The following is a 22,194-nucleotide window of genomic DNA, read 5'->3' on the forward strand; positions in this document are numbered from 1 at the left end:
GGCCGCGCTCACGAAATGCCCCGATGTGGCGAAACCCCGGTTTATAATCGTCCGCTAGACATAGAACAGCAACCCGCGCCGGACGAATCACGCAGCATCGATTGCAGCGCCCGCCAGTCCGGCACACACAGGGCCGGACGACATGGAAGCGAAACCTCCCCGCCGCACCCGCGAACGGATTCTCGAGTTGTCGTTGAAACTCTTCAACGAGATCGGCGAGCCGAACGTCACCACCACGACGATCGCCGAGGAAATGGAAATCAGTCCAGGCAACCTGTACTACCATTTCCGCAACAAGGACGACATCATCAACAGCATCTTCGCGCAGTTCGAGCAGCAGATCGAACGGCGGCTGCGCTTCCCCGAAGATCACCGTCCGACGATCGACGAAACCTGGTCGTACCTGCAGTACATGGCCGACTTCATGTGGACCTACCGGTTCCTGTATCGCGACCTCAACGACCTGCTCGCCCGCAACCGCACGCTCGAGACGCACTTCAAGCAGATCATCAGCCACAAGGTGCGCTTCGCGCACGACATGTGCGAGCTGCTCGTCTCCGATGCCGAAATGGTCGCGACGCCCGCGGAGATCGAAGTCATCGCAACCAACATGGCGGTGATCTCGACGTACTGGCTGTCGTACCAGTACGTGATGCATCCGCGCAAGTACAACGACCAGGATGCGATCCGCGAAGAGCTGCACCAGGTGAGCATGCACGTGATCTCGATCATGGCCCCGTACCTGCGCGGCCGTTCGCGCCAGCTGTTCGACGATCTCGTCTCCGGCAAGCTGCCCAAGCGCCAGTTCACCGATTACCTGCCGCCGCGCGACGGTTCGCCGCGCCCGGCCGACAGCCCGGTCGTCACCGGTCAAGCCCCCGCCAAGGACACCAAGCAATGAAGGCGGTCTGCGTTTACTGCGGCTCGTCGTCCGGCGTGCGGCCCGTCTATGCCGATGCCGCGCGCGCGTTCGGCCGCGCGCTCGTCGAGGCGGGCCTCACGCTGGTCTACGGCGGCGGCCGCGTCGGCCTGATGGGCGTGATCGCCGACGAAGTGATGGCGGCCGGCGGCCATGCGGTCGGCGTGATCCCCGAGTTGCTCGTCGACAAGGAAGTCGGCCATACGGGGCTGTCGGAACTGCACGTCGTGCCCGACATGCACCATCGCAAGAAAATGATGGCCGACCTCTCCGACGCGTTCGTCGCGATGCCCGGCGGCGCCGGCACGCTCGAGGAGCTCTTCGAGGTCTACACGTGGGCGCAGCTCGGCTATCACCGCAAGCCCGTCGCGCTCTACAACATCGATTCGTTCTACGATCCGTTGATCGCGCTGCTGCGCCATACGGTCGACGAAGGCTTCATGCGGCCGGCCTATTTCGACGCGCTGTGCGTCGAAGCGGAACCCGCCGGGCTGATCGAGCGGCTGCGCCGCTACCAGCCGCCCGCCCGCGACAAGTGGGCGCCCGACGCAGCGAAGTAACCCTCACCGGAACCCGCACACGATGACCGCATCGTCCGACCGCAAGGCCGTCCTCATCACCGGCGCGAGCCGTGGCATCGGCCGCGCGACCGCCGTGCTCGCGGCCGAACGCGGCTGGGACGTCGGCATCAACTACGCGCGCGACGCGGCGGCGGCCGAACTGACCGCGCAGGCCGTGCGCGACGCGGGCGGCCGTGCGTGCATCGTCGCGGGCGATGTCGCGAACGAGGCGGACGTCGTCGCGATGTTCGACACCGTTGCGGCCGCGTTCGGGCGCCTCGACGCGCTCGTCAACAATGCAGGCATCGTCGCGCCGTCGATGCCGCTCGCCGACATGCCGGTCGACCGGCTGCGGCGCATGTTCGATACCAACGTGCTCGGCGCCTACCTGTGTGCGCGCGAAGCCGCGCGCCGGCTGTCCACCGACCGCGGCGGCCGCGGTGGCGCGATCGTCAACGTGTCGTCGATCGCGTCGCGGCTCGGCTCGCCGAACGAGTACGTCGACTACGCGGGCTCGAAAGGTGCGGTCGATTCGCTGACGATCGGCCTCGCAAAGGAACTCGGCCCGCACGGCGTGCGCGTCAACGCGGTACGCCCCGGCCTGATCGAGACCGAAATTCATGCAAGCGGCGGCCAGCCGGGCCGTGCGGCCCGGCTCGGCGCGCAGACGCCGCTCGGCCGCCCGGGCGAAGCGCAGGAGATCGCCGAGGCGATCGTCTGGCTGCTCGGCGATACGGCGTCCTACACGACGGGCGCCCTGCTCGACGTCGGCGGCGGCCGCTAAGCTGACGCGCGGCGCAACAATACGGCGGTCGAAAACGCCCCGTGGTCACGGCGCCACAAATCTCCACAATTCCGTGACAGTTTCAGTAAACATCCGTAACAATTCCGTGCTCTACTAGCGGACATTCAGACAGGTGTCTTAAACACGCTGTCCGTTACCCGGATGTAGCCCCTTATCGGTCCTGCCCATGTCGCCGGACCGGCTCGACTCGACCCGAGATCTTTTCCATGCCTGGAACCGCAGCGCCCAGCCGGCGACGCACGTCCGTGCCCGCCCCGGCCGCGCACACCCACTCGACCGCCGATACCGACGTCATCGCGACGCTGGACGCCGCCGGCACGCCCGTCGTCGCGTCGACCGCCGCCATCAGCACCCCACGCAACCGCTCGCTGCTGCTCGGCTGGCGCGCGTGGCTGTTCGTCGTCGCTCTGGTGTGCGCGTACACGCTGCCCGGCGTGCTCGGCCACGATCCGTGGAAACAGGACGAAACCTACACGTTCGGCATCATCCAGCACATGCTCGAGACCGGCGACTTCGTCGTGCCGACCAATGCCGGCCTGCCGTTCATGGAAAAGCCGCCGCTTTACGCGTGGGTCGCAACCAGCCTCGCGTGGCTGCTGCAGCGCGTGATACCGCTGCACGACGCGGCGCGCCTGGCGAGCGCGCTGTTCGCCGCGCTCGCGTTCGGCTTCATCGCACGCGCGGCCCGCGTGGCCAGCCGGGCGGACACCTGGTTCGACCTGCGCGTGCTCGGCCCCGTCGTGCTGAGCGCGGGCACGCTCGTCGTCATCAAGCACGTGCACGACATGATGACGGACGTCGCGCTGTTTGCCGGCACGGCAATGGGGTTCTGCGGGCTGCTCGAACTCGTGATGCAGCACGTCGCGCGGGCGCAGCAGATGCGGCACGGGCTGCCGGCGCATCCGGCGAACCGCTGGGCCGCACCGATCTTCGGCGCGGGCGTCGGCGTCGCGCTGATGGCGAAGGGGCTGTTCGTGCCGCTCGTGTTCGCGGCCACGCTCGTGTGCACGCTGGTGCTCTACCCGGCCTGCCGCACCCGCTCGTTCGCACGCGCACTCGGCGTCGCCGCGCTCGTGTTCGCGCCGTTCGCGCTGATCTGGCCGACCGCGCTGTTCCTGCGCTCGGAAACGCTGTTCATGACGTGGTTCTGGGACAACAACGTCGGTCGCTTCTTCGGTTTCTCCGTTCCCGAGCTCGGGGCAGAAAATGACAAGCCGCTCTTCATTCTCCGCGCGTTCCTGACCGTCGGCTTCCCGGTCGCGCCGCTCGCGATCGTCGCGCTCGCCCGCGGCGCATGGCGCGACTGGCGCGCGCCGCGCATCGCGCTGCCCGTGCTGTTCGCCGGCATCGGGCTCGTGGTGCTGCAGGTGTCCGCGACATCGCGCCAGCTCTACATCCTGCCGTTCTTCGCACCGCTCGCGCTGGTCGCCGCGCAGGCGATCGACCGCCTGCCGCACCGGCTGCATCTCGCGTGGGATTACCTGAGCCGTATCCTGTTCGGCACGGTCGTCGTGCTCGCGTGGGCAATCTGGGCGGTGATGGCCGATCCGGCCGCGTCGCGCGCCGATCTCGCGCTGCTCGGCCGCTGGCTGCCGCTCGACTGGACGATGCCGATCCAGCCCGCGCTCGTGACCGGCGCGCTCGCGCTGACGGTCGGCTGGCTGACGCTGCTGCCGAAGCTGCGCACAGCGGGCCTGTGGCGCGGCGCGCTGTCGTGGGGCGCCGGCGCACTCGTCGCGTGGGGGCTCATCTATACGCTGCTGCTGCCGTGGCTCGACGTCGCGAAGAGCTACCGCTCGGTGTTCGACGACCTGAACGCGCATCTCGCGCTCGAATGGAGCGACGGCGACTGCATGGCGAGCCTGCACGGGCTCGGCGAATCGGAAGCGCCGATGCTGTACTACTTCTCCGGCATCCAGCACACGCCGATCGACGACGCGAAGACGACGCGCTGCACGTGGATGATCGTGCAGGGCGTGCGGGCCGTCGATCCGGCGCCCGGCAGCGAATGGAAGCTGTTCTGGACCGGCGCCCGCCCGGGCGATAACACGGAACTGCTGCGCGTCTACGTGCGTACGCCCGAACAGCACCTGCAGTGACACAGGGCGGCGCGATGCGCCGTCCTGCCCGCCTTCACTCTCCTCTTCGGCACAGGCCGCGCGCTTTGCGCGATGCCGGCCGGCACGAACCCGCCAGCATCCGCGGGCTCGCCCCCTTCCCTCGTCACACCCCGGTCCGATCGTCAGAACGACGAGCCGGGCTCCCGCAGAAACACCGTTTCCTCGTCGGTCGACGCGCGACCGAGTATCGCGTTCCGGTGCGGAAAACGGCCGAAGCGCTCGACGACCGCCGCATGCAGCAACGCGAAGCGGTGATAACGCTCGCATCCGGCCTCGTCGCGGATGCCCGCGCACAGGCGCACGGCCTCGCGCTGGCTCTCGACCGACTCGTCGTGCTCGAACGGCAGATACGCGAACGCGCGGTGATGCCCGCTCGGCAACTGCGCGTCCCAGCCGGCCGCGACGACGCGGCGGGCCAGCGCGAGCGCCTTCGGATCGGCGGCAAACGCGCGCGGCGTGCCGCGATGGATGTTGCGCGAGAACTGGTCGAGCACGACGATCAACGCCAGCGCGCCCGACGGCGAAGCGGCCCAGTGATCGCACGCGCCGTCGCACGCGGCGTCGAGCAGCGCGCCGTAACGCGTGCGCAGCACATCGTCGAACGCCGCGCCGCCGTTGAACCAGACCTTGCGGTTCTGCCCGAATTCGGCCGAGCCCGGCTCGCCGAACCAGAAATCGAGAATCTCCCGTGCCTGCGGATAGAGCACCGCCGCGCCCGCTTTCCCGGTATCGACCGTCATGCAAACTCCAGTACGAGGCGCCGTGTGCGCGCACTCTTCTTTTCCAGTTTCGCGACCCGCAGCCCGCCGATTTCGGCCGTGTTGCGCACATGCGTGCCGCCGCACGGCTGCAGGTCGACGTTTTCGATGCGCAGCAGCCGCACGCGGCCGAGACCCATCGGCGGCTTCACGCTCATCGTGCGCACGAGTTCGGGCCGCTCGGCCATCTCGTCGTCGGTGATCCATTCGGTCGTGACCGGATGCCCGCCTCCGACGAGGCCCGCGAGGCGCTGCTCGACGTCGGCGCGGTCGATTGCGTCGGAGGTCGCGAAATCGAGCCGCACGTAGTCGGCCGTCACGCTGCAGCCGTCGACCGCGTACGGCAGCACCGCGCACATCAGGTGCGCGGCCGTGTGCAGGCGCATGTGCCGGTAGCGACGCAGCCAGTCGATCGTGGCGACCACGCGCGTGCCGGGGGCCAGCGTCGCGACGCTCGCCTCCTGGCCCGGTGCGGGCACGTGCACGGCGTCGTCGGGCGTCGCGCCGTCGAACTTCGCCTTGCGCGTATCGGCAATCGCGATCGTGCTGCCGTCGGACAGCGTCAGCGTGCCGGTGTCGCCGGCCTGGCCGCCGCCGAGCGGATAGAACACCGTGCGGTCGAAGCGGATGCCGTCGTCGCCGACGGCCTGGACGATCGCCTCGCATTGCGTGAGGTACGCGTCTTCGCGAAACAGCGCTTGTGTCGTCATCGGGGGAGCCTCGTATCGATGGGGAAACGGCCAGTGTCGCGCCGGGCTGCACGTGCGCCCAGACGCAGATCGTCCCGCGCGCGGGCAGCGGCGTACCGGTCGATCAACCGGGCCGGTTGCGCATCCAGTCGGCCGTGTCGTAGAACGAATGCATGAGCCGCTCGCGCAGCGGCTCCGGCAACCCGACATCCTCCATCGCCCACGCCATGCAGCGCAGCCACTGGTCGCGCTCGACCGACGCAATCGGGAACGGCAAGTGCCGCGCGCGCAGCCGCGGATGGCCGAACCGGCTGATGTAGTGGTCGGGGCCGCCAAGCCAGCCGCACAGGAACCAGAACAGCTTGTCGCGCGAGCCGTCGAGCGACGGCGGATGCAGCGCGCGAATCTGCGCGAACTCGGGCTCGAGGTCCATCAGGTCGTAGAAGCGGTCCACCATGTCGCGCACGCGGGCTTCGCCGCCCACGAGCTCGAACGCCGTCGGCTGCGACGGCGCATCGTCATTCACATCGGTCATACGGATAGTCGGAAAACGGGATCTTCGGGGCCGCCGGCGACGCTCAGGCGTCGCGCAGCGACTGCAGCGCGGGGCGCCGCAACACATTATGCAGGCTCAGCCAGCCGGCCGCACCGGCGCAGACGACGCCGGCCGCGATGCCGGCCGGCACGAGCCACGGATCGACGGCGAGCTGGAAATCGAACACGCGCGACGCGAGCACCCAGCCGACCGCGATCGCACCCGCCGACGCCAGCACACCGGCCAGCGCGCCGACCACGACGAATTCCGCGCGCTGCACCGCATTGACCTGCGCGCGCGACGCGCCGAGCGCACGCAGCAGCGCGGCCTCGCGCACGCGCTCGTCGCGCGAGCCGGCGAGCGCGGTGTACAGCACGAGCACGCCGGCCGCGAGCGTGAACGCAAACAGGAACTGCACCGCCCCGACCACCTGCAGCATCATCCGCTGCAACTGCGCGAGGATCGGCGCGACGTCGATCGCCGTCAGGTTCGGGTAGCGCGCGATCAGCGGATCGAGCAGCGCGGCGTCCGATGCCGGCAGATGGAAGCTCGTCAGGTAGACGGCCGGAAAATCCTTCAGCACCGGCGGCGGCATCAGCACGAAGAAGTTGACGCGGAACGAGCCCCAGTCGAGCTTGCGCACGCTGGTGATCGGCGCGTCGACCGTCAACCCCGTCACGTCGAAGCGCAGCGTGTCGCCCGGTTTCACGTTCAGTGTCTTCGCGAGGCCGGCTTCGATCGAGATCTGCGGCGTGGCCGCGGTGCCGAACCAGTCGCCTTCGACGACCCGGTTGTCGGACGGCAGTTCGGTCGTATACGACAGGTTGAATTCGCGATCGACGAGCCGGCGCGCCTCTTCGGACGGGTACGCGTCCGGATTCACCGGCTTGCCGTTGATCGCGACGAGGCGGCCGCGCACCATCGGCGCGGGTACCGCGTCGCGCACGCCGTGCGCGGCCAGATAGGCGGCGACATCGGCGCGCTGGTCGGGCTGGATGTCGATCAGGAACTGGTTCGGCGCATCGGGCGGCGTCGACTGCCGCCAGCCTGCCACGAGGTCGTTGCGCGTGATCGCGATCAGCAGCAGGCACATCAGGCCGAGCGCGAGCGCGGTGATCTGCAGCGCGCTGGCCGTGCCGCGCCGGTGCAGCGACGCCAGCGCGTAACGCCAGCCGACGCCGGCGGCCACGCCCGCATTGCGGACCGCGCGCGCGGCGGCGAACAGCACGAGCCGGGCGATCAGCGCGAACCCGACCAGCGCGCCGGCAAAGCCGCCCGCGACGATCAGGCCGAGCTTCAGGTTGCCGGCGGCCACGATCAGCAGCCCCGCGAACAGCACGACGCCGATCGCATACGCGGCCCACGCGGTGCGCGACGCGTCGCCCCACTCGCGCCGCAGCACGCGCACCGGCGGCACGCGCGTGAGCGGCACGAGCGGCGGCAGCGCGAAACCGAGCAGCAGCACGAGCGCGGCGCCCATGCCGATCAGCGCCGGCCACACCGTGGGCGGCGGCAGCACGACGTCGATCAGGCTCCCGAGCGCGGCCAGCAGCGCCCAGTGGCCGCCGTAGCCGAGCACCGCGCCCACGGCGCCCGACACGATGCCGACACCGGCGAATTCGAGCGCGAACAGCGCGCCGAGCGTGCGGCGACTCACGCCGAGGCAGCGCATCGTCGCGCAGCCGTCGAGATGGCGCCGCATGTAGCGCTGCGCGGCCATCGCGATCGCGACCGCCGCGAGCAGCGCGGTCAGCAATGCGACGAGCGTCAGGAAATGGCGCGCACGATCCAGCGTCTGCCGCACCTGCGGCTGCCCTTCCTGCAACGACTCGAGCCCGACGCCGCGCAGCTTCCCGCCGTCGACGCGCGCGTGTGCAAACGCTTCGAAGCGCGCGACGGCCGGTGCGTCGCCGGCGATCAGCAGCCGGTACGTGACGCGGCTGCCGTAGCCCGTGAGTCCCGTCGCGGCGAGCTCGTCCGCGCGCATCATCAGCCGCGGCGAAAAATTGACGAACGAAAAGCCGCGATCGAGTTCGCGGGTGATCGCCGCGGCGACGGTGAACGTGCGCAGCCCGACGCGCACCGTATCGCCCGCCTTGAGGTGCAGCGCGTCGAGCAGCGCCGGGTCGGCCCATACGGTGCCGGGCGCGGGAATCGCGGCTGCCTTCTGCGCGACGGTCGCGCCGGCCGGCAGGATCTCGACCGCGCCGCGCAGCGGATAACCGGGCGACACGGCCTTCACGGCCGCCAGGCGCGACGGCGCGGCGTCGGCGGCCTGCCCGCCCGCGGCGGACGCGATCATGCTCGGGAAGATCGCGGTCGTCGCGGTACGCAGGCCGAGCGCGCGAGCCTGCCGGTCGAACGACGGATCGACGGGGCGATCGGCGCGCACGACGAAATCGGCGCCGAGCATCTGGCGCGCGTCGCGCTCGAGCCCCTGACGCAGCCGATCGGCGAGAAAGCCGACGCTCGTCAGCGCCGCGACCGCGAGCACCAGCGCGAGGACGAGCAGCGTCAATTCGCCCGCACGCCAGTCGCGCGCGGTCATCCGGGCAGCCTGGTGGATCAGGTCGCGCAGGCCGAAGCGGCCGGCATGCGCGCGCCCGTCATGGCCGGGTGGCCCGGCCGGCGGCTGCGCCGCGTGTTGCGGCCCCTTCAATCGCGTTTCCCTCCGATCGAGTTGAGCCGCGACACCATGTGGTTCGCCATCCCGCGAAAACCGCCCGACACGCCACGCCACAGGCGCGGCAGCGCCCATGCCGACGCCGCGATGAACGCGGCGAGCAGCACGAGGAACGCGAGCGGAACGAAGAATGCGAGGACGAGCCCGCCGACCACGAGGCCGTCCTCGGTCGACGACGCGACCCAGTTCGAGATCGGTTCGGGAGACAGGTTGATCAGCGCCCGCGTGCCGGCCTTCGCCACGTGCGCGGCGCCGGCGAGCGAGCCGCCGGCGAGCCCCGCGACCGCCAGCATGGTCGGATCGGCATGGCCGAGCGCGCCGGCCGCGAGCACGGCACCGGCCGGGATACGAATGAAGGTATGCACGGCATCCCACAGCGAGTCGAACGCGGGAATCTTGTCGGCAAGGAATTCGGTCACGGCGAGCACGGCCGCGGCGCCGATGACCCACGGCGACATCAGCACGGCCAGCGTGTCGGGCAGATGGAGCCAGCCGAACCGCGCCAGCACGCCGGCGATCAGCACCGTCAGGTACAGGCGCAGGCCGCTCGCCCACGCGAGTCCCGCGCCGAGCGAAATGGCTTCGATCATGGCCCTCTCCTTGCACTTTCCGTGCGTTTTGCCGATTGATCGGATCGGGTCGGACAGACCGGCCGCGCGGCGCGTGGCGACCGGCACCGCGTGCCGCGAGCAGCACGACGGTATTCAGGCCCGAATGCGTTCCATTATAGACAGGCCGGACGGCCGACCGGCGCAATTCCGCGGCGGCGCGGCGCCCGGGCGCATGCGCGCCCGGGAGTCCGTCGTCAGGCGGCCGACGACAGCTTCAGGCCGACCAGCCCCGCGACGATCAGCGCCGCGCTCGCGACGCGCGCGACGGTCAGCGCCTCGCCCATCATCACGATGCCGAACACGAACGCGCCGACCGCGCCGATGCCCGTCCACACCGCGTATGCGGTGCCGAGCGGCAACTGGCGCATCGCGACCGCGAGCAGCCCGAAGCTGGCCAGCGCCGTCACGATCGTGAACACCGACGGACCGAGCTTCGTGAAGCCGTCCGACGATTTCAGGCCGGCCGCCCAGGCCACTTCCAGCAAACCGGCGATCAACAACCATACCCACGCCATCTCGACGTACTCCGTATCGGATGGGGCCGTCCCCGTTGAAGCGAATGACCCGGGGTCGTCCCCGGGCGGCGCCGAGTATAACAAGAGGCTTACGGCCCTGCCGGCGGCCGGGCACGCCGGCGGCCGATGCGGGGCGGGATCGACAGGACGCGGTCAGTTCGCCACGCGCTTCGGCGCGCCGCCGCCGACGCAGCGGTCGTCGCGGTACAGCGCCCATTCCTCGCAGACGCGGCCGTCCTTGAACACGCACATCCCGACCTGCCCGCTCGACAGGTTGCGGATCACGTGGCGACCGCCGAGCTTCTCGCAATTCACCGACGCGGGATTGGCGAGCGCCTGTTGCGATGCCGAAGGCTGCTGCCCGGACGGCAGCGGCTGGGCGAACGCGCCGGGCGCAGCCAGCGCCAGCGCACAGATGACGACCAGACGGACGGACATTGCACGCTCCTCGTTTTCGTTCGCGGAACGGTCAGGATAGCGGGGATTGCGCAGCCGGTGTGCAAGGCCGGCGCCGGTCGCGAGACTGTCGCGCCGGCGCAACCCTGCCGGTGCGCGGCGGCGCGGCCGCATGCGCCGCCGCGCACCGCCCGTCACACGGCGCCGACGAGCCGGTAGCCGACGCCCGTCTCGGTGACGATGTGCTCGGGCTGCGCGGGATCGGCCTCGAGCTTCTGGCGCAGGTGCGCCATGTAGATGCGCAGGTAGTGATGGCTCTCGACGTGCGACGGCCCCCACACGTCGCGCAGCAACTGGCGGTGCGTGAGCACGCGCCCCGCGTGACGCACGAGCGTCGCGAGCAGCCGGTATTCGAGCGGCGTCAGGTGCACGATCTCGCCGTCGCGCCACACCTGGCGCAGCGCGAGATCGACGGTCACGGTGCCGAAGCTCACCTTCGGCGACTCGTTCGCGCCGCCCTGGTTGCGCCGGCGCAGTTGCGCGCGAATCCGCGCGCGCAGTTCGGACACGCCGAACGGCTTGGTCAGGTAGTCGTCGGCGCCCGCATCGAGCGCCGCGACTTTCTCCTCTTCCTGCGTGCGGGCGGACAGCACGATCACCGGCACCTCGGACCAGCCGCGCAGCTCGCGGATCACGTCGAGGCCGTCGGTGTCCGGCAGGCCGAGGTCGACGATCACGAGGTCGGGCTTGCGCGTCGCCGCGTCGATCAGCCCCTGCTTGCCCGTCTCGGCTTCGAACACCGCGATGTCCTCCTCTTCGAGCGCGGCGCGCACGAAGCGGCGGATCTGCTTTTCGTCCTCGATCAGGACGACGGTCAGGCTGGGTTCACTCATGGTCTGGCAATGACTCGGATGGGGGCGATGCGCCCGGCAGGTCGGATTCGTCGTCGGGCACGGCCGGCGCGGCCGGCGGCGTGTCGACCGGCAGCGTGAACCAGAAGCGCGCGCCCGTCACGTGGCCGTCGGGCGCGGTGCGGTTGATCGCGCCGATTTTACCGCCGTGCGCCTCGACGATCGCGCGGCAGATCGCGAGGCCGAGCCCGATGCCCGGCGTCGCCGATTCCTTCTCGCCGCGCGTGAACTTGTCGAAGATCCGCGCCTCCATGCCGGCAGGCAGGCCCGGGCCGTGATCGTCGACGTGCACGCGCACGAAAGGCAGCCCGTCGTCGGTCACGCGCTCCGCGCCGATGTCGAGCGATGTATCGGGCGGCGTGTACTTCGCCGCGTTCTCGAACAGGTTGGTGAACAGCCGCTCCATCAGCACCGCGTCCATCTGCAGCAGCGGCAGGTCGGCCGGTAGCGCCACGCGCGCGGGATGGTGCGCGAGCACGCGCTTGCATGCGGCGAGCGCGGCGCCGACGGTTTCCTCGAGCAGCGACCACTGGCGCTTGAGCTGCAGGCTGCCGGCCTGCAGCCGCGCCATGTCGAGCAGGTTCGTGACGATGCCCGTCATGCGCAGCGCCTCGTCGTGAATCGCGTCGACGAGTTCGCCCTCGCGCTGCGCGAGGCGCCCGCCCGCCGCGGCGTCGCCGGCCTGTGCGGCCGCGCGCCCGTTCGCGAGCATCGACGAGAAGCCGACGATCGTCGTGAGCGGCGTGCGCAGGTCGTGCGAAATCGCCGACAGCAGCGAGTTGCGCAGCCGCTCGGATTCCATGTTGACGAGTGCGTCGCGCGCGATCTCGACGTAGTGCACGCGTTCGAGCGCAAGCGCGATCTGCGCGGCGAATGCGTCGAGCATCCGCTGCTGCTCGGGCACCTCGAGTTCGCGCGGCTCGCGCGACGCGACCGCGAGCACGCCGCGCGTACGCATCGGCGCCTTCAGCGGCAGGTACAGCGCGGCCGTCGCCGGCAAGGTATCGGTGCCGCGCCCGGCCGGCTTCTGCTGGTCGTACACCCACTGGCCGACGTCGCTGTCGAGCTCCGCGCCCGTCAGCGTGACGGCCGCATCGGGCTCCTCGATCTTCTGCCGCACCTGGTCCGCGCTGTCGGGCAGCAGGAACGCGACGCGCGCGCGGAACACCTCGCCCACGTGGCGGCTGCCGATCTCGACGATCTGCTCGGTCGTCAACGCCGCGCCGAGCTCGCGCGCCATCGCGTAGATCGCGCCGGTGCGGCGCTCGCGGCGCTGCGCGACGCTCGCCTGGCGCGTCAGCGTCGACGTCAGGTGGCTGATCACGAGCGACGTCAGCAGCATCCCGAAGAAGGTCAGCAGGTATTGCGTGTCGCTGACCGAGAACGACATGCGCGGCGGCACGAAGAAGAAATCGAACGCGGCCACCGACAGGAACGACTGCAGCACACCCGGGCCGCGCCCGAGCCGCACGGCCGAAAACACCACGCCGAGCAGGTACAGCATCACGAGGTTCGTGAGGTCGAGCCGCCCGGACACGACGCTCGCGACGACGGTGATCGCCGCGCAGATCGCGGCCGCATACGCGTAGTGGCGCGGCGGCGAACGATGCGTGCCGAACTGCGCGAACGCATCGCGCCAATCGCGCGCGCGCGCGTCGAGGGGTGCCGCGCGCGCCTCGTCGCTCGCGGACGCGCGAATCAGCATCAGGTCGACGTCGCCCGCGCGTTCCGCCAGCTGCTCGCCAAATGGCCGCACGAAGCGGCGCGCGAGCCCGACCTTCGGCGAGCCGCCCGCGACGAGCTTCGACACGTTGCGCACCTTCGCATAGCCGATCAGCGCGGCGACCGCGTCGGCGCCGGCGAGCGTGGCCGTCTCCGCGCCGAGCTCGGCCGCGAGCTTCAGCGCGTCGAGCGGGCGCTGCCGCCGCGCGGCGGGCAGCCGCTGCAGGCGCGGCGTCTCGACATACACGGCGATCCAGTCGGCCTTCAGGCTCGTGGCGAGCCGCGCCGCCGCGCGCACGAGCGTCGGCGCTTCGGCGCCCGGGCCGACGCACACGAGCAGCCGTTCGCGCGCCTGCCAGATGCGCTGGATCGAACGGTCGGCGCGGTACTCGCGCATCTGCGCGTCGACACGATCGGCCGTGCGCCGCAGCGCCAGCTCGCGCAGCGCGATCAGGTTGCCCTTGCGGAAGAAGTTGCGCACCGCGCGCTCGGCCTGCTGCGCGAAATAGACCTTGCCGTCGCGCATCCGCTCGAGCAGTTCTTCAGCCGGCAGGTCGACGAGCGTGACCTCGTCGGCCGCGTCGAACACGCGGTCGGGCACGGTCTCCCACACGCGGATGCCGGTGATCGCGCCGACCACGTCGTTCAGGCTTTCGAGGTGCTGGACGTTGACGGTCGTATACACGTCGATGCCCGCGTCGAGCAGCTCGTAGACGTCCTGCCAACGCTTCAGGTGCCGTGCGCCCTGCACGTTCGAATGCGCGAGCTCGTCGACGAGGATCAGTTGCGGCGCACGCGCGAGCGCGCCGTCGAGATCGAATTCGGCGAGCGTGCGGCCGCGATAGTCGATGCGGGCGGGCGGCAGCACGTCGAGGCCGTCGAGCAGCGCGGCGGTCTCGCTGCGGCCGTGGGTCTCGACGATGCCGACGACGACGTCGACGCCTTCCTGCCGGCGCTGGCGCGCGGCCTGCAGCATCGCGTAGGTCTTGCCGACGCCGGCGGACGCGCCGAAGAAGATCTTGAGCTGGCCGCGCCGCTGCTTTTCTTCGTCTCGCTGCAGCTTGTCGAGGAGTTGGTCGGGATCGGGGCGGTTCATGCGTCAGGAGGGCGACGCGCCGGATGGCGCGCGAGATACAGCCATTGTGGTTCCAAATCGCCGCAAAAGGCAAAGACGGCGCGAGCGCCGTCGGAAAAAGCGCATCCGGCGCGGATCGGGCCGCGCCGGATGCCGGTCGGCACGTGCGACCGGTCAGTGCGCGGCCTGCGCCGCGTCGAGCGCGAGGTTCAGCTTCAGCACGTTCACGCGCGGCTCGCCGAGCACGCCGAACTGGCGGCCCGCCGTGTTCGCGGCGACCAGTTGCGCGACCGCGTCCGGCGCCAGATTGCGCGCCTTCGCGACGCGCTCGACCTGGTACGCGGCGGCGGCCGGCGTGATCTCCGGATCGAGGCCGCTCGCCGACGCGGTCACGAGGTCGACCGGCACCGGCTTCGACAGGTCGGTGCCGGCATCGCGCAGCGCGGCGATGCGCGCCTTCACCTGGTCGGCCAGCGACGGGTTCAGCGGGCCGAGGTTCGAGCCGCCGGAGCCGGCCGCGTTGTACGGCATCGGCGCGGTGGCCGACAGGCGGCCCCAGAAATACTTCGGCGCATCGAACGATTGGCCGATCAGCGCGGAGCCGACGACCTTGCCGTCCTGTTCGATCAGGCTGCCGTTGGCCTGCGACGGAAACACGGCCTGACCGAACACGGTCATCACGGCCGGGTAAGCGAGCCCCGTGACGGCGATCAGGACGACGAACAGCACGACGAGCGGGCGAATCAACGATTTCATGATGGTTCCTTCAAGGACGGCCGGCTCAGGCCCAGCCGAGCGCGGCGAGCGTCATGTCGATCAGCTTGATGAACGGGAACGGCAGCAGCACGCCGCCGAGGCCGTACACCAGCAGGTTGCGGCGCAGCAGCGACGCGGCGCCGAGCGGCCGATAGGTCACGCCCTTCAGCGCGAGCGGAATCAGCGCGACGATGATCAATGCGTTGAAGATCACCGCCGACAGGATCGCGGAGGCCGGCGACGTCAGATGCATGATGTCGAGCACGCGCAGTTGCGGGTAGGTCGTCACGAACGCGGCCGGGATGATCGCGAAGTACTTCGCGATGTCGTTCGCGATCGAGAACGTCGTCAGCGACCCGCGCGTCATCAGCATCTGCTTGCCGATCTCGACGATCTCGATCAGCTTCGTCGGATTCGAGTCGAGGTCGACCATGTTGCCGGCTTCCTTCGCCGCCTGCGTGCCGGTGTTCATCGCCACCGCCACGTCGGCCTGCGCGAGCGCCGGCGCGTCGTTGGTGCCGTCGCCCGTCATCGCGACGAGCCGGCCGGCCGCCTGATGTTCGCGGATCGTCGCGAGCTTGGTTTCCGGCGTCGCTTCCGCGAGGAAATCGTCGACGCCCGCTTCCGCCGCGATCGCCGCGGCCGTCAGCCGGTTGTCGCCCGTCACCATCACGGTCTTGATGCCCATCTTGCGCAACTCCGCGAAGCGCTCCTTGATGCCGCCCTTCACGATGTCCTTCAGCTCGATCACGCCGAGCACGCGCGCCCGCCCTTCCTGCAGGTCGGCCACGACGAGCGGCGTGCTGCCGCGGCGCGCGACGTCGTCCACCGCGCGACGCACTTCTTCCGGGAAGCGGCTGCCGTGGGTTTCGACGTAGCGGCGAATCGCGTCGGCCGCGCCCTTGCGGATTTCACGGCCGGGGAGATCGACGCCGCTCATCCGCGTCTGCGCGGAAAAGCCGAGGAACGTCGCATGCAACTGCGCCATGTCGCGCTGGCGAATGTTGAAGCGCTCCTTCGCGAGCACGACGATGCTGCGCCCTTCCGGCGTTTCGTCGGCGAGCGACGACAGTTGCGCGGCATCGGCCAGCGCTTCCTCGGTCACGCCCGGCGCGGGCACGAACATCGACGCCTGGCGGTTGCCGAGCGTGATCGTGCCGGTCTTGTCGAGCAGCAGCACGTCGACGTCGCCGGCCGCTTCCACCGCGCGGCCCGACGTCGCGATCACGTTCGCCTGCATCATCCGGCTCATCCCGGCCACACCGATCGCGGACAGCAGGCCGCCGATCGTCGTCGGGATCAGGCACACGAGCAGCGCGACGAGCGCGGTGATCGTCACCACGTGGCCGGCCTTCATCGCTTCGACCGAGAACATCGAGAATGGCAGCAGCGTCGCGGTCGCGAGCAGCATCACGATCGTCAGCGCGACCAGCAGGATCGTCAGCGCGACCTCGTTCGGCGTCTTCTTGCGCTTCGCGCCTTCGACCATCGCGATCATCCGGTCGAGGAACGCCTCGCCGGGGTTCGCGGTGACCTTGACGACGATCCAGTCCGACAGCACGCGCGTGCCGCCCGTCACCGACGAGAAGTCGCCGCCCGATTCGCGGATCACCGGCGCGGATTCGCCGGTGATCGCCGATTCGTCGACCGACGCGACGCCGTCGACGACCTCGCCGTCGGCCGGGATCACGTCGCCGGTCTCGACCAGCACGACGTCGCCTTTACGCAGGTCGGACGCGGTCGTGATGCGGATCGGCGACTTCGGATGCGGCTCGTTGAGCTTCTTCGCCATCACGTCCTTCTTCGCGCTGCGCAGCGACGCGGCCTGCGCCTTCGAGCGCCCTTCGGCGAGCGCTTCGGCGAAGTTCGCGAACAGCACCGTGAACCACAGCCACAGCGTGATCGCGAGGATGAAGCCCGCGGGCGCCTCGGCCTGGCCGGCGAGCGCCGCGATCCACAGAATCGTGGTCAGGATGCTGCCGACGTACACGCAGAACATCACCGGGTTGCGGAACTGCGTGCGGGGCGTGAGTTTCTTGAACGAATCCACGATCGCCGGGCGCAGCAGCGCCGGGTCGAACATGGACCGTGTTGCGGAATGTTGAGTCATTGCGATCTCTTCAAGCTCTTCAGTCTTTTCAATGTGTCGCCATGTGGGCGCGTTACGCGCCCAGCCACATCATCAGGTGCTCGACGCCCGGGCCGAGCGCGAGCGCCGGCACGTAGGTCAGCGCGCCCACCAGCAGCACGGTGCCGAGCAGCAGCACGACGAACAGCGGGCCGTGGGTCGGCAGCGTGCCGCTCGTCACCGCGATGCGCTTCTTCGCGGCGAGCGAGCCGGCGATCGCCAGCACCGGCACGATCGTGCCGAAGCGGCCGAACCACATCGCGATCGCGGTCATCCAGTTGTAGAACGGCGTGCCGACCGTCAGGCCCGCAAACGCGCTGCCGTTGTTGTTCGCGGCCGAGCTGAACGCATAGAGGATTTCCGAGAAGCCGTGCGGGCCCGGGTTCGCGATGCCGGCCTTGCCCGCATCGGCGAGTACGGCGATCGAGGTGCCGACCAGCACGAGCAGCGGCGTGAGCAGCACGACGATCGACACCATCTTCATCTCGTACGACTCGATCTTCTTGCCGACGTATTCCGGCGTGCGGCCGATCATCAGGCCGGCGACGAACACCGCGAGCAGCGCGAACACGAGCATCCCGTAGAGGCCGGAGCCGACCCCGCCGTAGACCACCTCGCCGAGCTGCATCAGCAGCATCGGCACGAGGCCGCCGACCGGCGTCAGCGAATCGTGCATCGCGTCGACCGCGCCGCACGACGCGGCCGTGGTCGCGACCGTGAAGATGCCGGTCTGCGCGATCCCGAAGCGCGTTTCCTTGCCTTCCATGTTGCCGCCCGGCTGCAGCGCGCCGGCCGACTGGTCGACGTGCAGTGCGGCGAGCGTCGGGTTGCCGGCCTGCTCGGCGCTCACCTCGACGCCGGTTGCAACCGCGAACGCGACCGTCATCGCCGCGAGCACCGCGATGCCCTGCCGGCGGTCGCCGATCATGCGGCCGAACACCAGGCACAGTGCGGCCGGGATGATCAGGATCGCGAAGATCTCGATGAAGTTCGAGAACGGCGTCGGGTTCTCGAACGGGTGCGCGGAGTTCGCGTTGAAGAAGCCGCCGCCGTTGGTGCCGAGCATCTTGATCGCTTCCTGCGACGCGACCGGGCCCATCGCGAGCGTCTGCTTCGTGAGCGGCGTCGGCACGGTCACCGGGTTGCCCTTGTCGTCCTTCACCGGGTCGCCTTGCGCGTCGAGCTTCGGCGCCGCATAGGTGCTGGTCTGCAGCACCGGCACGTCCTCGAACGCCTTCATGTTCTGGATCACGCCCTGGCTCATCAGCAGCGCGGCGATGATCGCGGCCATCGGCACGAGCACGTACAGCGTCACGCGCGTGAGGTCGACCCAGACGTTGCCGATCGTTTGCGCGGTATGGCGCGCGAAACCGCGGATCAGCGCGATCACGACGACGATGCCGGTCGCCGCCGACAGGAAGTTCTGCACGGTCAGGCCGAGCATCTGCGTCAGGTAGCTGACGGTCTGCTCGGGCGTGTAGTCCTGCCAGTTCGTGTTGGTGACGAAGCTGACGGCCGTGTTGAACGCACCGTCGGCCGTCATCGCGCCGAACTGCTGCGGGTTGCCGGGCAGGAAGCCCTGCAGGCGCAGCAGCCCGTAGAGGAACAGCACGCCGAGCGCGTTGAACGCGATCGTCGCGACCGCATACTGCTTCCAGTTCATCTCGGTGCCGGCGTCGACGCCGGCGACGCGGTACAGCACGCGTTCGAGCGGCCCGAACACGCGCACGACACGCGCGCTGCCATCCATCACCGCGGTCAGGTAGCGCGCGACCGGCACGGCCGCCGCCAGCAGCACGACGATGAACAGCAGCGTCTGCAACAGGTTGTTCGCGTTCATTCGATGTCCTCCGCGCGCAGCAGCGCAAAGACGAGATACGCGAACAGCAGGGCCGTCGAGGCGCCCGCCAGCCAAAGCATCCAGGTCATGCGCGCCCCCCGCGACCGTATTGCACGAGCTTGTCGCAACCGGCAAGCAAACCGAGGATCAGCGCGGTGAAGAGCACCAGTGCGCCGATAAAAACCCCATCCATTTTTTGTTCTCCGTCGTCGAAATCGGACGACTAGAACCTTATGGGAACGCGCGTAAAGGGCGGGTCAAAGCTATCGGGGTGGGTATAAAGAACGCGTAAACGCGCGCGGCGGGACGACCGCAAATCAAGGCGGGACGGACGGCGCCGCAGCGCCGCCCGCGATAGGCGCGTGCCGGCTTCGCGCCGGCACGCGGGGACGGGTCAGGGAACGAGGATCGTCGAACCGGTGGTCTTGCGCGCTTCCAGATCGGCATGCGCGCGGCCGACTTCGGCGAGCGGGTAGCGCTGGTTGATGCTCGTCTTCACCTTGCCCGACAGGATCACGTCGAACAGCTCGGCGGCCGCGGCGTCGAGATCGGCGCGCTTCGCGATGTACGAGAACAGCGTCGGCCGCGTGAAGAACAGCGAGCCGCGCGACGAGAATTCCTTCGAGTCGATCGGCGGCAGCGGGCCCGACGCATTGCCGAAGCTGACGAAGTAGCCGAGCGGCGCGAGGCAGTCGAGCGAGCCGACGTAGGTGTCCTTGCCGATCGAATCGTAGACGACCGGCACGCCCGCGCCGTTCGTGATTGCCTTCACGCGCTCCGTGAAGTTCTCGCGCGTGTAGACGATCGGGTGATCGCAGCCGTGCGCCTTCGCGAGTTCGGCCTTTTCGTCAGAGCCGACCGTGCCGATCACGGTCGCGCCGAGCGCCTTCGCCCACTGGCACACGAGCAGCCCGACGCCGCCGGCCGCCGCATGGATCAGGATCGTGTCGCCGGCCTTCACCGGGTACGTGCGGCGCAGCAGGTAATGCGCGGTCAAGCCCTGCAGCATCACCGACGCCGCGTCGTCGTAGCCGATGCCGTCCGGCAGCTTCACGACGCGCTCGGCCGGCATCACGCGCTCCTGCGCATACGCGCCGGGCGGCTGCCCGACATAGGCGACGCGGTCGCCGGCCCTGAACGCGGTCACGCCGTCGCCGACGGCCGTCACCTCGCCCGCCGCCTCCATCCCGAGGCCGCCGGGCAGCGGCTGCGGATACAGGCCCGTGCGGAAATACACGTCGATGTAGTTGAGCCCGACCGCGTGTTGCCGGATGCGGACTTCGCCCGCCTCCGGCGCGCCGACCTCGACATCGACCCACTTCATCACGTCCGGGCCGCCCGGCTGGTCGTATCGGATTGCTTTCGGCATCGTTTTGCTCCTTTTATCTGAAATTCCGGTTCGGCAAACGCGTCGATACCCCCCAAAGGCGATACATGCAGACGCGGGGCTCAGCGGGTGATTCTCGCGCGTCGTGCATGGTCATGCAGCGCGTCGTCGAAATCCCTTCACTGCCGTAGGGTTTTCGCGGAAGACGGCCCGCACTGGCCCCCCCCAAGCTGGCAGATGACACGACGTCGAGCCGGTCGCCGTTGTTGGTTCATCAAGCGTGCGGCGCACATGCCATGCGCAACACTTTGTCACCTTCAAGTCACGGCCCACAAGGTGGATGAAATGGCCTCGAGTACGCGACGGCAAAGCGCCGCCGCCCGGCGGGCCCGTGTGTCGTGCGCCGCAATGGAGCGCCCAAGACCATTGAACGGAAGACGGCCGTGCTATTTTGCTTTTCGCCGAATCCACGAGCCCCATGCCATGAGCGTCTTTTTCATCCGGAGTGTGTTTCTTTTCGCGTCGTTGTCGGCAAGCATCGGCATCGCACAGGGCGCCGCGATACCGCGTGTCGACGGCACCCGACTACTCGACGGCATGAGCCGCACCGACAACACGCCGTACGCCGACGCCGAGCGTCACGCCATGACCGGTTACCTGGCCGGCGTGGCCGATGCCACCGAAGGCAGGGACTGGTGCGACAACGGGCGCATCAAACCGGGAGAAATCGATTCGGAAGTGCTCGGCGATCTCCGGAAGCTGTCGAACGGTGCGTTGCGGGCAAACGCAGCAGGACTAGTCACCCGCATCCTGCGACAAAAATATCCTTGCCGTTGATCGGGGAACATCTGTTTGAAACCGCACTTTTCTTTACTGAGCAGCCACTACCCGAGCAGCAGAACCGTTTCGCGGGAAGCGCTTTACGAAGCGTTGGGCTGGCAGGACCTGATCTCCAATCCGTCGTATGCGAATACCTGCGCCATCCGGGTCAGCCTGGCACTCGTCAGGAGCGGCATGACATTGCGCGGCGGGCTCGTAATTCAGAAAGGTCCGCATCGCGGGCGGCGCATTGAAGCCGGGCAAGCCAGACTGGCCAGAATGCTGGCGGAGCCGGCGTATTTCGGTAAAGCCGAAGTATTCCAGCGGGACGACGCGGCAGTCGGCATTGCCGGCAGAAAAGGCGTGGTGGCGTTCTGGAATATTCCAGGCTACATGAACGGCCGTGGCGGCCACATCGACCTGATCGACGGTGCACGCGCCCTCTGCAGCTCGGATTGCTACTGGACGGCATCCACCGTGTGGTTCTGGCCGTTACGCTGACCGTCCGGCCCTGATCCCGCCCGTCGCAACCTACGCCCATGCCCCCCGACACCCCTTAACGCTCGGTGTCAGCTGTCGCATCCTCCACGCGGCAGAGGACGCCGGGCGGGCTCATCCGTCGCCCGCGCCTAGCAAACGTCCTGCATGTTCCTCGCCAGATCGTCGAGCAGCATCCGCGCGGTCGCGACGTTGGTCGCGACCGGCACGTCGTGCACGTCGCATGCGCGCACCAGCGCGGTGATGTCGGGGTCGTGCGGCTGCGCGGTCATCGGGTCGCGCAGGAACACGACGATGTCGACGCGGCCGTCGGCCAGTTCCGCGCCGATCTGCAGGTCGCCGCCGAGCGGCCCCGACAGCTTGCGCTCGACCTCGAGTCCGTGCGCGGCAGCGATACGGCCGCCCGTCGTGCCCGTCGCGACCAGCCGGCATTGCGCGAGCGTCTCGCGATACTGGCCCGCGAGCGCGACGATCTCGTCCTTCTTCGCGTCGTGCGCAATCAGTGCGATGCGGGGTTTGCTCATCTC

At 69.2% G+C, this 22,194-nt stretch carries 21 protein-coding genes; 6 read left to right on the forward strand and 15 right to left on the reverse strand.

Going from position 1 to position 22,194, the window contains the following annotated elements; translation table 11 throughout:
• The first annotated feature begins 142 nt into the window (after window positions 1-142).
• From HWX03_RS21570 to HWX03_RS21585, 4 genes are all read left to right on the forward strand, one after another.
• On the forward strand, window positions 143-901 hold the full coding sequence (locus HWX03_RS21570) for a TetR/AcrR family transcriptional regulator (protein ID WP_175872616.1): 759 nt from the start codon (window positions 143-145) through the stop codon (window positions 899-901).
• A complete protein-coding gene (locus HWX03_RS21575) occupies window positions 898-1,479 on the forward strand; it encodes a TIGR00730 family Rossman fold protein (protein WP_175872617.1) in 582 nt (193 codons plus the stop codon). Before HWX03_RS21570 ends, HWX03_RS21575 begins: the two co-directional genes overlap by 4 nt.
• A 22-nt stretch (window positions 1,480-1,501) precedes the next feature.
• Window positions 1,502-2,263, forward strand: coding sequence for an SDR family oxidoreductase (locus tag HWX03_RS21580; RefSeq protein ID WP_175872618.1), 762 nt, complete (start codon window positions 1,502-1,504; stop codon window positions 2,261-2,263).
• Between the two features lie 227 nt (window positions 2,264-2,490).
• Window positions 2,491-4,383 (forward strand): glycosyl transferase, encoded by a 1,893-nt coding sequence (locus HWX03_RS21585; protein WP_175872619.1) that lies wholly within the window; start codon window positions 2,491-2,493, stop codon window positions 4,381-4,383.
• A 143-nt stretch (window positions 4,384-4,526) separates the two neighbouring features.
• Here the strand turns inward: HWX03_RS21585 and HWX03_RS21590 are convergent, their stop codons facing one another.
• The 14 genes from HWX03_RS21590 to HWX03_RS21655 all read right to left on the reverse strand — a co-directional run bounded on the left by HWX03_RS21590 (window position 4,527) and on the right by HWX03_RS21655 (window position 20,392).
• Window positions 4,527-5,144, reverse strand: coding sequence for a DUF924 family protein (locus HWX03_RS21590; protein WP_175872620.1), 618 nt, complete (start codon window positions 5,142-5,144; stop codon window positions 4,527-4,529).
• Window positions 5,141-5,872 carry an alanyl-tRNA editing protein gene (locus HWX03_RS21595; protein ID WP_175872621.1) on the reverse strand — a complete coding sequence of 244 codons (732 nt, stop codon included), beginning with the start codon at window positions 5,870-5,872 and terminating at the stop codon, window positions 5,141-5,143. The genes HWX03_RS21590 and HWX03_RS21595 overlap by 4 nt, the downstream gene beginning before the upstream one ends.
• Window positions 5,873-5,975: 103 nt before the next feature.
• Entirely contained in the window at window positions 5,976-6,386 is a 411-nt protein-coding gene (locus HWX03_RS21600; RefSeq protein WP_034207992.1) for a group II truncated hemoglobin, read from the reverse strand.
• Between the two features lie 43 nt (window positions 6,387-6,429).
• Window positions 6,430-9,045, reverse strand: a complete 2,616-nt coding sequence (locus tag HWX03_RS21605; RefSeq protein WP_175872622.1) for an FtsX-like permease family protein — start codon at window positions 9,043-9,045, stop codon at window positions 6,430-6,432.
• Window positions 9,042-9,659 carry a DUF4126 domain-containing protein gene (locus HWX03_RS21610; RefSeq protein ID WP_089468041.1) on the reverse strand — a complete coding sequence of 206 codons (618 nt, stop codon included), beginning with the start codon at window positions 9,657-9,659 and terminating at the stop codon, window positions 9,042-9,044. The genes HWX03_RS21605 and HWX03_RS21610 overlap by 4 nt, the downstream gene beginning before the upstream one ends.
• 215 nt (window positions 9,660-9,874) lie before the next feature.
• Window positions 9,875-10,195: a quaternary ammonium compound efflux SMR transporter SugE gene (sugE, locus tag HWX03_RS21615; RefSeq protein WP_006497024.1), complete on the reverse strand. Its 321-nt coding sequence runs from the start codon at window positions 10,193-10,195 to the stop codon at window positions 9,875-9,877.
• A 153-nt stretch (window positions 10,196-10,348) separates the two neighbouring features.
• Entirely contained in the window at window positions 10,349-10,633 is a 285-nt protein-coding gene (locus HWX03_RS21620; protein ID WP_175872623.1) for a DUF333 domain-containing protein, read from the reverse strand.
• A gap of 152 nt (window positions 10,634-10,785) precedes the next feature.
• Window positions 10,786-11,484 carry a two-component system response regulator KdpE gene (gene kdpE, locus HWX03_RS21625; protein WP_174388205.1) on the reverse strand — a complete coding sequence of 233 codons (699 nt, stop codon included), beginning with the start codon at window positions 11,482-11,484 and terminating at the stop codon, window positions 10,786-10,788.
• On the reverse strand, window positions 11,477-14,320 hold the full coding sequence (locus tag HWX03_RS21630; RefSeq protein ID WP_175872624.1) for a DUF4118 domain-containing protein: 2,844 nt from the start codon (window positions 14,318-14,320) through the stop codon (window positions 11,477-11,479). Before HWX03_RS21630 ends, kdpE begins: the two co-directional genes overlap by 8 nt.
• Before the next feature lie 153 nt (window positions 14,321-14,473).
• Window positions 14,474-15,055 (reverse strand): potassium-transporting ATPase subunit KdpC, encoded by a 582-nt coding sequence (gene kdpC, locus HWX03_RS21635; RefSeq protein ID WP_175872625.1) that lies wholly within the window; start codon window positions 15,053-15,055, stop codon window positions 14,474-14,476.
• 25 nt (window positions 15,056-15,080) lie between these two features.
• Window positions 15,081-17,165 (reverse strand): potassium-transporting ATPase subunit KdpB, encoded by a 2,085-nt coding sequence (gene kdpB, locus HWX03_RS21640; RefSeq protein ID WP_174431700.1) that lies wholly within the window; start codon window positions 17,163-17,165, stop codon window positions 15,081-15,083.
• Window positions 17,166-17,217: 52 nt separating this feature from the next.
• A complete protein-coding gene (kdpA, locus tag HWX03_RS21645) occupies window positions 17,218-19,023 on the reverse strand; it encodes a potassium-transporting ATPase subunit KdpA (RefSeq protein WP_175872626.1) in 1,806 nt (601 codons plus the stop codon).
• Window positions 19,020-19,112 carry a K(+)-transporting ATPase subunit F gene (kdpF, locus tag HWX03_RS21650; protein WP_006752209.1) on the reverse strand — a complete coding sequence of 31 codons (93 nt, stop codon included), beginning with the start codon at window positions 19,110-19,112 and terminating at the stop codon, window positions 19,020-19,022. The genes kdpA and kdpF overlap by 4 nt, the downstream gene beginning before the upstream one ends.
• 305 nt (window positions 19,113-19,417) lie before the next feature.
• The gene (locus HWX03_RS21655; protein ID WP_175872627.1) at window positions 19,418-20,392 is read right to left on the reverse strand and encodes a quinone oxidoreductase; all 975 of its coding nucleotides are present in this window, start codon (window positions 20,390-20,392) and stop codon (window positions 19,418-19,420) included.
• 441 nt (window positions 20,393-20,833) lie between these two features.
• On the opposite strand from HWX03_RS21655, the gene HWX03_RS21660 reads away from it, so the two are divergent.
• The gene (locus HWX03_RS21660) at window positions 20,834-21,187 is read left to right on the forward strand and encodes a Rap1a/Tai family immunity protein (RefSeq protein WP_175872628.1); all 354 of its coding nucleotides are present in this window, start codon (window positions 20,834-20,836) and stop codon (window positions 21,185-21,187) included.
• A 15-nt stretch (window positions 21,188-21,202) separates the two neighbouring features.
• Complete coding sequence (locus tag HWX03_RS21665) at window positions 21,203-21,670, forward strand: T6SS effector amidase Tae4 family protein (RefSeq protein ID WP_175872629.1); 468 nt, start codon at window positions 21,203-21,205, stop codon at window positions 21,668-21,670.
• 128 nt (window positions 21,671-21,798) lie between these two features.
• Here the strand turns inward: HWX03_RS21665 and HWX03_RS21670 are convergent, their stop codons facing one another.
• Window positions 21,799-22,191: a methylglyoxal synthase gene (locus tag HWX03_RS21670; RefSeq protein ID WP_006478230.1), complete on the reverse strand. Its 393-nt coding sequence runs from the start codon at window positions 22,189-22,191 to the stop codon at window positions 21,799-21,801.
• Between the last annotated feature and the right edge of the window lie 3 nt (window positions 22,192-22,194).

The organism is Burkholderia sp. BCC0397 (assembly GCF_902832865.1).
In the GTDB taxonomy this organism is placed as follows: domain Bacteria; phylum Pseudomonadota; class Gammaproteobacteria; order Burkholderiales; family Burkholderiaceae; genus Burkholderia.

Excerpts from the sequence above, each read along its gene's own strand:
- HWX03_RS21570 (WP_175872616.1), top strand. The coding sequence starts at position 143 with ATGGAAGCGAAACCTCCCCGCCGCACCCGCGAACGGATTCTCGAGTTG.
- HWX03_RS21575 (WP_175872617.1), top strand. The coding sequence starts at position 898 with ATGAAGGCGGTCTGCGTTTACTGCGGCTCGTCGTCCGGCGTGCGGCCC.
- HWX03_RS21580 (WP_175872618.1), top strand. The coding sequence starts at position 1,502 with ATGACCGCATCGTCCGACCGCAAGGCCGTCCTCATCACCGGCGCGAGC.
- HWX03_RS21585 (WP_175872619.1), top strand. The coding sequence starts at position 2,491 with ATGCCTGGAACCGCAGCGCCCAGCCGGCGACGCACGTCCGTGCCCGCC.
- HWX03_RS21590 (WP_175872620.1), bottom strand. The coding sequence starts at position 5,144 with ATGACGGTCGATACCGGGAAAGCGGGCGCGGCGGTGCTCTATCCGCAG.
- HWX03_RS21595 (WP_175872621.1), bottom strand. The coding sequence starts at position 5,872 with ATGACGACACAAGCGCTGTTTCGCGAAGACGCGTACCTCACGCAATGC.
- HWX03_RS21600 (WP_034207992.1), bottom strand. The coding sequence starts at position 6,386 with ATGACCGATGTGAATGACGATGCGCCGTCGCAGCCGACGGCGTTCGAG.
- HWX03_RS21610 (WP_089468041.1), bottom strand. The coding sequence starts at position 9,659 with ATGATCGAAGCCATTTCGCTCGGCGCGGGACTCGCGTGGGCGAGCGGC.
- sugE (WP_006497024.1), bottom strand. The coding sequence starts at position 10,195 with ATGGCGTGGGTATGGTTGTTGATCGCCGGTTTGCTGGAAGTGGCCTGG.
- HWX03_RS21620 (WP_175872623.1), bottom strand. The coding sequence starts at position 10,633 with ATGTCCGTCCGTCTGGTCGTCATCTGTGCGCTGGCGCTGGCTGCGCCC.
- kdpE (WP_174388205.1), bottom strand. The coding sequence starts at position 11,484 with ATGAGTGAACCCAGCCTGACCGTCGTCCTGATCGAGGACGAAAAGCAG.
- HWX03_RS21630 (WP_175872624.1), bottom strand. The coding sequence starts at position 14,320 with ATGAACCGCCCCGATCCCGACCAACTCCTCGACAAGCTGCAGCGAGAC.
- kdpC (WP_175872625.1), bottom strand. The coding sequence starts at position 15,055 with ATGAAATCGTTGATTCGCCCGCTCGTCGTGCTGTTCGTCGTCCTGATC.
- kdpB (WP_174431700.1), bottom strand. The coding sequence starts at position 17,165 with ATGACTCAACATTCCGCAACACGGTCCATGTTCGACCCGGCGCTGCTG.
- kdpA (WP_175872626.1), bottom strand. The coding sequence starts at position 19,023 with ATGAACGCGAACAACCTGTTGCAGACGCTGCTGTTCATCGTCGTGCTG.
- kdpF (WP_006752209.1), bottom strand. The coding sequence starts at position 19,112 with ATGACCTGGATGCTTTGGCTGGCGGGCGCCTCGACGGCCCTGCTGTTC.
- HWX03_RS21655 (WP_175872627.1), bottom strand. The coding sequence starts at position 20,392 with ATGCCGAAAGCAATCCGATACGACCAGCCGGGCGGCCCGGACGTGATG.
- HWX03_RS21660 (WP_175872628.1), top strand. The coding sequence starts at position 20,834 with ATGAGCGTCTTTTTCATCCGGAGTGTGTTTCTTTTCGCGTCGTTGTCG.
- HWX03_RS21670 (WP_006478230.1), bottom strand. The coding sequence starts at position 22,191 with ATGAGCAAACCCCGCATCGCACTGATTGCGCACGACGCGAAGAAGGAC.